The sequence below is a fragment of the Streptomyces sp. SGAir0957 genome, from assembly GCF_043523415.1.
Genome location: NZ_CP027293.1, coordinates 6,635,604 through 6,647,522, shown reverse-complemented (window position 1 = coordinate 6,647,522; position 11,919 = coordinate 6,635,604). Strand labels below are relative to the sequence as shown.

8 protein-coding genes are annotated in these 11,919 nt (G+C 72.1%); 7 read left to right on the top strand and 1 reads right to left on the bottom strand.

From position 1 onward, the window contains the following. Nucleotides 1–48 precede the first annotated feature (48 nt). Nucleotides 49–2,145, bottom strand: a complete 2,097-nt coding sequence (gene tkt, locus C1N81_RS34930; protein WP_394435318.1) for a transketolase — start codon at nucleotides 2,143–2,145, stop codon at nucleotides 49–51. A gap of 184 nt (nucleotides 2,146–2,329) precedes the next feature. Here tkt and C1N81_RS34925 point away from each other — a divergent pair, with 184 nt between their 5' ends. The 7 genes from C1N81_RS34925 (at nucleotide 2,330) to C1N81_RS34895 (ending at nucleotide 11,898) form a co-directional block, all read left to right on the top strand. Next, nucleotides 2,330–3,244 (top strand): helix-turn-helix domain-containing protein, encoded by a 915-nt coding sequence (locus tag C1N81_RS34925; RefSeq protein WP_394435317.1) that lies wholly within the window; start codon nucleotides 2,330–2,332, stop codon nucleotides 3,242–3,244. Nucleotides 3,245–3,422: 178 nt separating this feature from the next. Beyond that, complete coding sequence (locus C1N81_RS34920) at nucleotides 3,423–4,688, top strand: ABC transporter substrate-binding protein (protein ID WP_394438437.1); 1,266 nt, start codon at nucleotides 3,423–3,425, stop codon at nucleotides 4,686–4,688. A gap of 29 nt (nucleotides 4,689–4,717) precedes the next feature. Continuing rightward, entirely contained in the window at nucleotides 4,718–5,659 is a 942-nt protein-coding gene (locus C1N81_RS34915; protein ID WP_394435316.1) for a carbohydrate ABC transporter permease, read from the top strand. 26 nt (nucleotides 5,660–5,685) lie between these two features. Continuing rightward, entirely contained in the window at nucleotides 5,686–6,531 is an 846-nt protein-coding gene (locus C1N81_RS34910; RefSeq protein WP_394435315.1) for a carbohydrate ABC transporter permease, read from the top strand. After that, nucleotides 6,528–7,586, top strand: coding sequence for a LacI family DNA-binding transcriptional regulator (locus C1N81_RS34905; RefSeq protein WP_394435314.1), 1,059 nt, complete (start codon nucleotides 6,528–6,530; stop codon nucleotides 7,584–7,586). The genes C1N81_RS34910 and C1N81_RS34905 overlap by 4 nt, the downstream gene beginning before the upstream one ends. A gap of 47 nt (nucleotides 7,587–7,633) precedes the next feature. Beyond that, nucleotides 7,634–9,571, top strand: a complete 1,938-nt coding sequence (locus C1N81_RS34900) for a glycoside hydrolase 5 family protein (protein ID WP_394435313.1) — start codon at nucleotides 7,634–7,636, stop codon at nucleotides 9,569–9,571. After that, on the top strand, nucleotides 9,568–11,898 hold the full coding sequence (locus tag C1N81_RS34895; RefSeq protein WP_394435312.1) for a glycoside hydrolase family 3 N-terminal domain-containing protein: 2,331 nt from the start codon (nucleotides 9,568–9,570) through the stop codon (nucleotides 11,896–11,898). The genes C1N81_RS34900 and C1N81_RS34895 overlap by 4 nt, the downstream gene beginning before the upstream one ends. Nucleotides 11,899–11,919 lie beyond the last annotated feature (21 nt).

Sequence of the window (11,919 nt, the reverse complement as noted above, 5' to 3'; positions counted from 1 at the left end):
CATCTTCTTTCGGGACTGCGTTCTACGGCGTTCTACGGGAGGGAGGGTTCAGACGCGGGCGGCGGCGAGGGACTCGCGGGCCTTCGCGGCGACGTTCTCGGCGGTGAAGCCGAACTCGCGGAACAGGATGTTGGCGTCGGCGGAGGCGCCGAAGTGCTCCAGGGAGACGATGCGCCCGGCGTCACCGACGTAGCGGTACCAGGTCAGGCCGATGCCGGCCTCGACGGCGACGCGCGCCTTGACGGCGGCGGGCAGGACGCTCTCCTTGTAGGACTGCTCCTGCTCCTCGAACCACTCGACGGACGGCATCGAGACGACGCGGGTGGCGACGCCCTCGGCCTCCAGGGTCTCGCGGGCCTCGACGGCGAGCTGCACCTCGGAGCCGGTGGCGACGAGGATGAGGTCGGGGGTCTCCTTGGACGCCTCGACGAGGACGTAGCCACCCTTGGCGGCGTTCTCGTTCGTCTCGTACGTGGGCACGCCCTGGCGGGTCAGCGCGAGGCCGTGCGGGGCGGGCTTGACGGAGCCGCGGCGCAGGATCTCGCGCCAGGCGACGGCGGTCTCGTTGGCGTCGGCCGGGCGGACCACGTTCAGGCCCGGGATGGCGCGCAGGGAGGCCAGGTGCTCGACGGGCTGGTGCGTCGGGCCGTCCTCGCCGAGGCCGACCGAGTCGTGCGTCCAGACGTACGTCACCGGGAGCTGCATGAGCGCCGACATACGGACCGCGTTGCGCATGTAGTCGGAGAACACGAGGAACGTGCCGCCGTAGACGCGGGTGTTGCCGTGGAGCGCGATGCCGTTCATCTCGGCGGCCATCGAGAACTCGCGGATGCCGAAGTGCACGGTGCGGCCGTACGGGTCGGCCTCGGGCAGCGGGTTGCCGACGGGGAGGAACGACGACGTCTTGTCGATCGTCGTGTTGTTGGAGCCCGCGAGGTCGGCGGAGCCGCCCCACAGCTCGGGCAGGACCGGGCCGAGCGCCTGGAGGACCTTGCCGGAGGCGGCGCGCGTGGCGACCTTGGTGCCGGTCTCGAAGGTGGGCAGCGCCTGCTCCCAGCCCTCGGGGAGGCGGCCCGCGACGATCCGGTCGAGCAGTTCGGAGCGCTCGGGGTTGGCGGCGCGCCACTCGGCGAGCTGCTTGTCCCAGGCGGCGTGCGCGTCGGCGCCGCGGTCCAGGGCGCCGCGCGTGTGGGCGACGACCTTCTCCTCGGCGATGAAGGACTGCTCGGGGTCGAAGCCGAGGGCGCGCTTGGTGGCGGCCACCTCGTCGGCGCCGAGGGCGGAGCCGTGGGACGCCTCGGTGTTCTGGGCGTTCGGGGCGGGCCAGGCGATGATCGTGCGCATGGCGATGATCGAGGGGCGCGAGGTCTCGGCCTTGGCGGCGGCGAGCGCCTCGTACAGGGCCTTGACGTCGACGTCGCCGTCCTCGCGCGGCGTGATCCGCTGGACGTGCCAGCCGTACGCCTCGTAGCGCTTCAGCACGTCCTCGGAGAACGCGGTGGCGGTGTCGCCCTCGATGGAGATGTGGTTGTCGTCGTAGAGGAAGACGAGGTTGCCGAGCTTCTGGTGGCCCGCGAGCGAGGAGGCCTCGGCGGAGACGCCCTCCTCCAGGTCGCCGTCGGAGACGATCGCCCAGATGGTGTGGTCGAAGGGGCTGGTGCCCTCGGGCGCCTCGGGGTCGAACAGGCCGCGCTCGTAGCGGGCGGCCATGGCCATGCCGACGGCGTTGGCGAGGCCCTGGCCCAGCGGCCCGGTCGTGGTCTCGACACCGGCGGTGTGGCCGTACTCGGGGTGGCCCGGGGTCTTCGAGCCCTGGGTGCGGAACGCCTTCAGGTCGTCCAGGTCCAGCTCGTAGCCGGAGAGGAAGAGCTGGGTGTAGAGGGTGAGGCTGGTGTGGCCCGGCGAGAGGACGAAGCGGTCGCGCCCGGTCCACTCCGGGTCGGCCGGGTCGTGGCGCATCGCCTTCTGGAAGATCGTGTACGCGGCGGGCGCGAGGCTCATGGCGGTGCCGGGGTGACCGTTCCCGACCTTCTGCACGGCGTCGGCCGCCAGGAGGCGGGCGGTGTCGACGGCACGCTGGTCGAGATCGGTCCACTCGAAGGGCTGCTCGAAGGGGTCGAGGCCGTTCGGTGTCTGCGTGCTCATCTGTATGACTTCCTTCGCATCCGTGGTGCTGTAGCGGTGCCCTGAGGCGGCGGCCCGCTGAGGCCAAAGCCCCAGGTCGAACCAGGTACGACGGTAAAGGTCATACTTTTGGCCCGGTAGGTGCGCCCGTGCCAGCGTTCGGTGAAAATGGGACACGCAACCAGGCCGAAACCAAGGAAAGTGCATGACGGAGCAGGGCACCGCGCAGACGAGCGCACATCTGGGAGCGGCGGAGCACATCCGCACGTATCCCTTCGATCCGAGCGCGAGCGTCTCCGGGGTCGGGATCCAGGTCGGGCCGATGGGTACGGACGGTCCGTGGGCGGGCGGCGTCGGCCTGTCGCGGCGCGTGCACCGCATCGACTTCCACGTCCTGCTCTTCTTCCGCGAGGGCCCCGTCCGCCACATGATCGACTTTACCGAGTACGAGGTCGGGGCCGGGGACATCCTGTGGATCCGGCCCGGACAGGTGCACGGCTTCTCGACCACGGACCCCTACGTCGGCACGGCGCTCACCATGCAGCCCGGCTTCCTGCCCCGCGCGACCGTCGAGGCGACGGGCATGTACCGCTACGACCGGCCGCCGGTCCTCCACCCGGACGAGGCCCAACTCGGCGCGATCGAGGCGTCGTTGGAGCAGTTGCAGCGCGAGTACCTCGACACGACGACGCTCCCGCTGAGCCTGCACACCTCGGTTCTGCGCCACACGCTCACCGCGTTCATGCTGCGCGTCGCGCACGTGTCGGCGCGGGCGGCGGCCGACGCGTGCGAGCCGCAGCCCGACACGACGTTCAGCCGCTTCCGCACCGCCGTCGAGCAGGGCTTCACCACGAACCACAGCGTCAGCGCGTACGCGGACGAGCTGGGCTACTCGCGCCGCACCCTGGTCCGCGCGGTGCGCGCCGCGACCGGGCAGACCCCGAAGGCGTTCATCGACCGGCGCGTGGTCCTGGAGGCGAAGCGGTTGCTGGCGCATACGGAGCTGCCCGTGGGGCGGATCGGGGTCGCCGTCGGGTTCGGCGACTCGGCGAACTTCTCGAAGTACTTCCAGCAGCACACGGGGGTGACTCCGGCGGCGTTCCGCGCGGAGCAGGTCTGATCCCCGCATCCCGGCTCACGCCAATATCCCGAAACCCCCCGTTTCACCATGCGCAACGGGGGGTTGACCGTTTCCCAGGGGCCTCGTACGGTGCTCGCACCTCCGCAGGTATATCGATTAACCATCCCCCGGTTGGAGACGTACCGCCGTGCCCCCAGTCCCCTTCACGTCCTCGGCGATGAGCCGGCGCGGCTTCCTCGCCGCGGGTGGCGCGCTCGCCGCCGCCCCCGCCCTGTCCGCCTGCTCCTCCCTGGCGGCGGCCGACGACGACCCCGACACGCTCGTGGTCCACAGCCAGCTCGGCACCACCGCGCCGGGCTCGCCGACCTACCTCGACGCCCTGGACCGCTTCCGCGAGGAGACCGGCCTCAAGGTCAGGAACCTCGTCAACGGCGACGACCTCGCGCAGGTCTACGAGACCTCGCGCCTGGCCCGCAAGGAGCCGGACGTCGTCATGGTCAACCTGTACGACAAGACGCTGGCCTGGACGGACGTGGGCGCCACCGTCGACGTCAAGGGGTATCTGGACGACTGGGGCCTGCGGAAGCGCGTGCTGCCCGTCGCGCTCGACGCCTGGACGGACGCCAAGGGCCGGCTGCGCGCGTTCCCGTACTTCGCGACGAACTGGCCGGTCGCCTTCAACCGGGCGCTGCTCGACCGGGCGGGCGTCGACTCCCTTCCCACCACCGGCGACGAGCTGATCCGCGCGGCGGGCAAGCTGCGCAAGAAGAACATCGCGCCCGTCACGACCGGTGGCAACGACTGGACCGGGCAGAAGCTGCTCGCTCAGATCATCCAGACGTTCCTCACCGAGGACGAGGCCCGCCACGTCTACGAGAGCGGCGACTTCAGCGGCCGCGGGGCGCGCCGGGGCATCGACTACTTCGTGGAGCTGCGCGACGCCGGGGTCTTCGCCGACAAGGCGCAGGGCCTGACCTCGGACACGATGACGACGCAGTTCAACACGCAGGCCGCGGCGATGCAGTCGGCCATGTCGTCGGCGCTCGCGAAGGTGCCGGAGGCGGTGGCCCGCCACACGGACGTGGGCGGCTGGCCGCTGGCGCCGGGCGCGGCCCACGACAAGCCGACGATCCTGCGCACGTACACGCTCATCGGCTTCTGGATCAGCCCGAACGGCACGAAGAAGATCGACGCCGTCGAGAAGTTCCTGAAGTTCTTCTACCGCGAGGACACGGTCGCGCGGTTCATCAAGGAGTCCGGGCGCGACATGGCGCTGCGCTCGGACGCGGTCAGCACCGGCTTCCCGCTGGTCGCGGCGGCGCAGAAGCTCGGCTCCGACGTGGGCCAGGTGCTGCTGCCCGACCTGTTCGTGCCGCCCGCGGCGACGCAGGGCCTGATCACCGCCACCAGTACGTCCTTCACGCGCGGCACGAGCGCCGCGAAGGTCCGCCGGGTCCTCGAAGCCGCCTACCGCGGCATCTGACCGCCGCTCACGCACAGGGAGTTGATCCTATGACGACGATGACGTCGACAGCGGGCGAGGCAGCGGTCAGCCGCCCCACCCCGCCCTCTTCCCCGGGCCCCGGGGGCCGGCCGCGCCGTCAGGGCGGCACGGTGCTCGCGCTGCCCGCGCTCGTCTGGTACCTGGTCTTCATGGTCGGCCCGCTGGTCGCCATCTTCGTGGTGGCGGCGCTGCACTGGCCGGGCATGCTCCAGCCGGTGTCGTTCGCCGGGTTCGACAACGTCCGCGCGGTCCTCGACGACCCGGTGTTCTGGGACGCGGTGTCCAACACCGCGATCCAGCTGGTCGTCGCGATCCCGGTGATGGTGGCGTGCGCGTACATGCTGGGCTACTACGTGGCGCAGAGGCCGCCGGGCCACCGGGTCATCCGGTACCTGCTGTTCATCCCGGGTCTCATCTCGACGCCCGCGAAGGCCATGGTCTTCTACGCGGCCCTCTCCCCCGACGGGCTGCTCAACGGCGGCCTGGAGGCGGTCGGCCTCGGCTCGCTCGCCGACGCGTGGCTGGCCTCGCCCTCCACCGCGCTGGCCTGCCTGATCGCGCTCGACATCTGGGCCGGGATCGGCTTCACCGCCGTCCTGTTCGCGGCGCGGCTCGGCAGTGTGCCGGAGGAGCTGGGCGAGGCGGCGCAGCTCGACGGGGCCGGGCACTGGCGCACGATGTGGCGCGTCCACTTCCCGGTGATCAAGGACTACGTGGGTGTCGTGACGATGCTCCAGTTCCTGTGGACGCTGTTCGGCTCGGCGCAGCACGTGCTGCTCCTCACCCAGGGCGGCCCCGGCAGTTCGTCGACGACGCTGTCGTTCCTCGTCTACCAGAAGGCGTTCATCGCGGCGGATCTCGGCTACAGCCAGACCGTCGGTGTCCTGCTCTTCCTCGTCGGCCTCGTCGGTCTGCTCGCCATCCGGCGGGTGTTCCGGCAGAGCTACTGACCGCCAGTTCCTGATCGGAGTACGCCTTGAAGTCCTCGGCACGTTCCCGCTTCGGCCGGTCCTGGCTGCCCGCGCACATCCTGGTGTGGCTGTACGCGGTGCTCCTGGTCATCCCGCTCTACTACTTCGTCGCCTCGGCGTTCAAGACGAACGACGAGATCTTCGCGCACCCCTTCGCGCTGCCGACGCACTTCGGCTTCGGCAACTTCTCGACCGCGTTCGAGAGCGCTGATCTGGGCCTGGCCGTCGTCAACTCGGTTCTGGTGACGGTCTTCTCGCTGGTCCTGACGCTGGCCCTGGCGATCCCTGCGGCGTTCGCCCTCGCCCGCTCGACGGGCCGTCTCGCCTCCCTCGTCGAGAAGGTGTTCTCGCTCGGCTTCCTGATCCCGACGTTCGCGGCGCTGTTCCCGACGTTCCTCCTCGCGGCGGCGACGGGCCTGTTCCACACGCGGACGTTCATGGTGCTGTTCCTGCCCGCGACGGCGATGCCGCTGTCGGTGGTGATCCTGGTGCAGTTCATGCGGACGATCCCGAAGGAGATGGAGGAGGCGGCCCGGCTCGACGGCGCGTCCACCTTCGCGGTCCTGCGCCACGTCTACACGCCGATGTGCCTGCCCGGTATCGCGACGGTCCTGCTGCTCAACTTCCTGACCTTCTGGAACGAGTACCTGTACTCGCTCGTCATCATCGGCCCCGACCCGGCGCAGCGCACCGTGCAGGTCGCGCTGCCCACCCTGAAGGCCATCACCGGCACCGACTACGGCGTCCTCACGGCGGGCACCGTCCTGACCCTCGTCCCGGTGTGGGTGGTCTATACGGTGCTGCAGAAGCGGATGCAGCAGGCACTGGTGAGCGGGGCGGTGAAGATGTGAGCAGTACCCCTACGACGAAGAAGACGAAGAAACCGGGGCGTCCGACCATCAAGGCGGTGGCGGCAGCGGCGGGTGTGTCCACGGCGGCGGTGTCGCAGGCGTTCAACGACAAGGGCCGGCTCGCCGAGGCGACGCGGCAGCGGATCCTCGACGCGGCCCTCGACCTGGGCTGGTCGCCGAGCGCGTCGGCGTCGGCGCTGCGCAGCGCCCGTACCCGTACGCTCGCGCTCGTCGTGCGCAGGCCGACCGACGTGCTCGGCGCGGACCCGCACTTCAGCGAGCTGATCACCGGTATAGAGGGCGAGCTGGCGCCGCGCGGCTACGGCCTGCTCCTGCACCTGGTCGCCGGCGTCGAGGAGGAGGGCGCGCTGTACGAGCGGCTCGCCGCCGAGAAGCGGGTGGACGGGGCGGTGCTGACGGACGCCCGCGCCGACGATCCGCGCCCGGCGCTCCTGACCCGCCTCGGCCTGCCCGCCGTCCTGCTCGGCGCGCCGACGCCGGACGCGTCGGTGCCGGTGGTCGGGCTCGGCAACCAGGGCGCGGGCGTCGTCGAAGTCGTGCGTCACCTGCGGGGGTTGGGCCACACGCGGATCGCCTATGTGGCCGGTCCCGCCGAACTCCAGCACACCCGCCTGCGCCTCGCCGTGTTCGAGGAGACCCTGACCGCCGCCGGGCTCGCCCCCGCCGCCGTGCGCCACACCGACTTCTCGGAGGCGGCGGCCGTCGCGGCGACCCGTGAGCTGCTCGCCGCCGAGGACCGGCCGACCGCCGTCGTCTACGCCAACGACTCGATGGCGGTCTGCGGCATCGGCACCGCCCAGCGGGCCGGACTGCGCGTCCCCGAGGACCTGTCGGTCGTCGGCTACGACAATCTGCCGCTCGGCGGCTGGCTGCACCCGCGCCTGACCACCGTCGACCAGCAGGTGCAGCGGGTCGGCGCGGCCGCCGCCCGCACCCTGCTCGCCCAGTGCGGCGAGGATCTGCCCGCGACGCCGCTCGTGGACCGGCCCCGGCTCGTCGTCCGCGAATCGACGGGGCCCGCGCCCCACCTCTGACGTATCACCGCACGCACCACAGCAACGCAACGGAGACCCGTACCACCATGCGACGCCACAGCGCCCACCTGACCCACGACGCCGCCGTCCTGCCCTGGCTCGGCGCCAACTTCTGGTCCCGCACGGGCGGGCCCCTGATGTGGCGCGACTACGACCCGGAGGTGGTGCGCGAGGAGCTGCGGGTGCTGCGCGAGCACGGCCTGAACATGACGCGCTCGTTCTTCTACTGGCCGGACTTCCACCCGGAGCCGCACCGCGTCGACGAGGCGCTGTGCGAGAAGTTCCGCGACTTCCTGGACGCGCACCGCGAGCTGGGCATGGGCACGGTGCCGACGTTCATCGTCGGCCACATGTCCGGGGAGAACTGGGACCCGGCGTGGCGCGGCGGCCGCGACCTGTACGAGGACGTGTGGATGGTGGGTCGCCAGGCGTGGTTCGCCGCGCAGATGACGCGCCGCTTCAAGGACCACCCTGCCGTCACCGGCTGGCTGATCACCAACGAGATGCCGGGCTACGGCCGCGTCTACCAGGTCGACCCGCCGTCGAGTGACGTGGTGACCGCGTGGGCACAGGCCATGTGCAACGCCGTACGGGCGGCGGGCGCCACCCAGCCCGTCTCGCTCGGCGACGGCGCCTGGGGCATCGAGGTCACCGGCCGCGACAACGGCTTCTCGCTCCGGGACACCGCCGAGTACGTGGACTTCGTCGGCCCGCACGTCTACCGCTCGGACACGGACAAGGCGCGCCAGCACTACCGCGCCGCGTTCGAGTGCGAGCTGGCGGCGGTCACCGGGCAGCCGGTGGTCCTGGAGGAGTTCGGCCTGTCCACGGACACGGTGTCCGCCGCCAACGCGGGCGTGTACTACCGCCAGACCCTGCACAACTCGCTCCTCGGCGGCGCGACGGGCTGGATGGCCTGGAACAACACCGACTACGACGACCTGTGGGACCAGTCCCCTTATGACCATCACCCCTTCGAGATGCACTTCGGCATCACCGACAGCAAGGGCGCGCCGAAGGAGCCGCTGCGCGAACTGGCCGCTTTCGCCGAGGTGTTGAAGGGCGTCGACTTCGCGCGCTGCCGCCGCGCGGACGCGGGCGCCGCCTTCGTCGTCCCCGCGTTCCTGGAGCGCGGCTACCCGTACAGCCGCCCCGCCGACCGCCCGCTGATCTTCACGTCGCTGCACCAGGGCTACGTCGCCGCGCGCGCCGCCGATCTCCCGGTGGGCCTGACCCGTGAGGCGGACGGCATGGCCGAGGACGCGGACCTGTACCTGCTGCCCGCGACGCGCCAGTTGACGACGCGGACGCGCCGCGCGCTCCAGCGCCGGGCGGACGAGGGCGCGACCGTCTACCTCTCCTTCTGCTCGGGCGAGCACCCGGGCACGCGCGGCGCCTGGTTCGACGACCTGGACGGCCTGTTCGGCGTCGAGCAGCAGCTGTCGTACGGGGTCGCGGAGCCCATCGAGGACGACACCCTGGAGATGACGTTCCGGGAGGACTTCGGCGGCATTCGCGCCGGTGACGTGCTGCGCTTCCCGGTCGCGGGCAACGAGGACAGCCGCGCCTACCTGCCCGTCGTGCCGCTCGACGCCCGGGTGGTGGCGGTGGACGGGCACGGCCGCCCGGCCCTGCTGTGCCGCGAGACCGGGCGCGGGCGCACCGTCCTCGCCACGTACCCGCTGGAGCACATGGCGGCCCGCACGGCGCGGGTGAACCCGGAGCAGACGCACCGCCTGTACGCGGCGCTCGCCGAGGTCGCCGGGGTGGAGCGGGCGGTGACGGTGGACGAGCCGCACGTCGGCGCCGACGTCCTGGTGCACGAGGACGGGCGCCGCTTCGTGTGGCTGGTCAGCCAGGCCGAGGAGGAGACGACCGTGCGCCCGGAGACGGGGTGCGGCACCCTGCACGACCTGCGCTCCGGGGAGCGGCTCGACGCGGTCACCCTGCCCGCCTTCGGGGTCCGCGTCCTGGAACTGCGATGAGCGACCGGCCCGAACCGCTCTACCGCGACCCGTCCGATCCGCTCCACCGCGACCCGTCCGATCCGCTCTACCGCGACCCGTCGGCCCCCGTCCCCGACCGCGTACGCGATCTGCTCGGCCGCATGACGCTGACGGAGAAGGTCGGCCAGGTCAACCAGCGCCTGTACGGCTGGCACGCCTACGAGCGCGGCCCGGACGGACGCCACCGGCTCACCGACGCCTTCCGCGCCGAGGTGGCCGCGTACGACGGGATGGGCGCCCTGTACGGGTTGCAGCGCGCCGATCCGTGGTCGGGTGTGACCTTCGCCGACGGGATCACGGCGGCGGACGCGGCCGGGGTCGCGAACGCGGTGCAGCGGCACGTGATCGAGGGCACCCGGCTCGGCATACCCGTGCTGATGGTCGAAGAAATGCCGCACGGACATCAGGCCCTGGACGGCACGGTCCTGCCGGTCAACCTGGCCGTCGGCGCGAGCTGGGACCCCGGCCTGTACGAGGAGGCGGCCGCCGCTGCCGCCGCCGAACTCCGGGCACGCGGCGGGCACATCGCCCTGGTCTCCGCCCTCGACCTGATACGCGACCCGCGCTGGGGCCGCTCCGAGGAGTGCTTCGGCGAGGACCCCCACCTCGCGGCCCGGTTCACGGAGGCGCTGGTACGCGGGGCGCGCGCCGAGGGCGTCGGCGTGGTCCTCAAGCACTTCGCGGGGCAGGGCGCGACGGTCGGCGGGCGCAACAGCGCGGCGACCGATCTCGGCCTGCGCGAACTGCACGAGATCCATCTGGCGGCGGCCCGCGCCGGGGTGCGGGCCGGGGCCGCCGGGGTCATGGCGGCGTACAACGAGTTCGACGGCCTGCCGTGCGCGGCCAGCCCGTACCTGCTGACCGAGGTCCTCCGGGAGCAGTGGGGGTTCGACGGCATAGTGATGGCCGACGGGCAGGCGCTCGACCGGCTGGTGCGGCTCGCGGGCGATCCGGCGGCGGCGGGCGCGACCGCCCTCGCCGCGGGCACGGACCTCAGCCTGTGGGACGACGCCTTCCCGCGCCTCGCCGAGGCCGTCGAGCGCGGGCTCGTGGCGGAGGAGACGCTGGACCGGGCGGTCGGACGGGTGCTGGCGCTGAAGTTCCGGCTCGGACTGTTCGAGTCTCCCTATGTCCGTGCCAAGGGTGCGGAAAGCTCCGTAAAGACACGGAGGTCGAGCGAGCGACTGGCCCGTACATCGATCACTCTGTTGGAGCACGACGGGTCGACCCTGCCCCTGCCGCCCGTCGTGTCCCGGATCGCCGTCCTCGGCCCGAACGCCGACTCCGTGCCGCAGCAGATCGGCGACTACACGGCACCGCAGCGCCCCGGCACCGGCACCACCGTGCTCGACGGAATCCGCGCCGCCGCCGGACCCGGCCGCGAGGTCACGTACGCGCGCGGCTGCGACCTGGTCGGCGACGACCGCTCCGGGATCGCCGGGGCCGTCGCCCTGGCCGCGAACGCCGATGTCGCCGTGCTCGTGCTCGGCGGGTCGAGCGCCCGCGAGGACGGCACCCGGTTCGAGGACAACGGAGCGGCGGTCGTCTCGTCGGGCCACCCCGTCGGCATGACCTGCGGCGAAGGGGTGGACCTGGCAGAACTGAGCCTGCCTGGCGTCCAGTTGGCTCTGCTCGACGCCGTCGCGGCGACCGGCACGCCCGTCGTGGCGGTGCTGATCCAGGGCCGCCCGCACGCCCTGCCCGACCTCTCCGGACGCGTCGGGGCGCTCCTCTGCGCGTGGTACCCGGGGCCGTGGGGCGGCAAGGCCGTCGCCGACGTGCTGTTCGGCGCGGCCTCTCCCACCGGGCGGCTGCCGGTCTCCATGCCCCGCTCGGCGGCCCACCTCCCCGTCTTCTACAACGGCAAGGATCACGGCTACCGGGGCTACGTCGACCAGCCCGCGACCGCCCGGTACGCCTTCGGCCACGGCCTCTCGTACGGGACGGTCACCTATGGCGCGCCCACACTGAGCCGGCCCGAGGTGCCCGCCGACGACCCGCTTCTGACCTGCACGGTCACCGTCGAGAACACCGGCGCGGCGGCCGTCCGCGAGACCGTGCAGCTCTACGTGCGGCGCGTCACGGGCGGCACGTCGTGGCCGCGCCTGCGGGAACTGCGCGGCTTCACCGGGGTGGAGCTCGCGCCGGGCGAGCGGCGCGAGGTGGCCTTCGGGGTGAGCGCCGAGACCCTCGCCTCCGTCGGCCGTGACCTGCGGCTCGCGGTGGAGGCGGGCACGTACGAGGTGGAGACGGGGCCGGCGTCCGACCGCACCCAGGGGGCGCCCCTCACCGTGACCCCCGCGTAGCGCACCTCACCGCGGGAAGGG

Excerpts from the sequence above, each read along its gene's own strand:
- C1N81_RS34925 (WP_394435317.1), top strand. The coding sequence starts at position 2,330 with ATGACGGAGCAGGGCACCGCGCAGACGAGCGCACATCTGGGAGCGGCG.
- C1N81_RS34895 (WP_394435312.1), top strand. The coding sequence starts at position 9,568 with ATGAGCGACCGGCCCGAACCGCTCTACCGCGACCCGTCCGATCCGCTC.
- C1N81_RS34900 (WP_394435313.1), top strand. The coding sequence starts at position 7,634 with ATGCGACGCCACAGCGCCCACCTGACCCACGACGCCGCCGTCCTGCCC.
- C1N81_RS34920 (WP_394438437.1), top strand. The coding sequence starts at position 3,423 with ATGAGCCGGCGCGGCTTCCTCGCCGCGGGTGGCGCGCTCGCCGCCGCC.
- tkt (WP_394435318.1), bottom strand. The coding sequence starts at position 2,145 with ATGAGCACGCAGACACCGAACGGCCTCGACCCCTTCGAGCAGCCCTTC.
- C1N81_RS34915 (WP_394435316.1), top strand. The coding sequence starts at position 4,718 with ATGACGACGATGACGTCGACAGCGGGCGAGGCAGCGGTCAGCCGCCCC.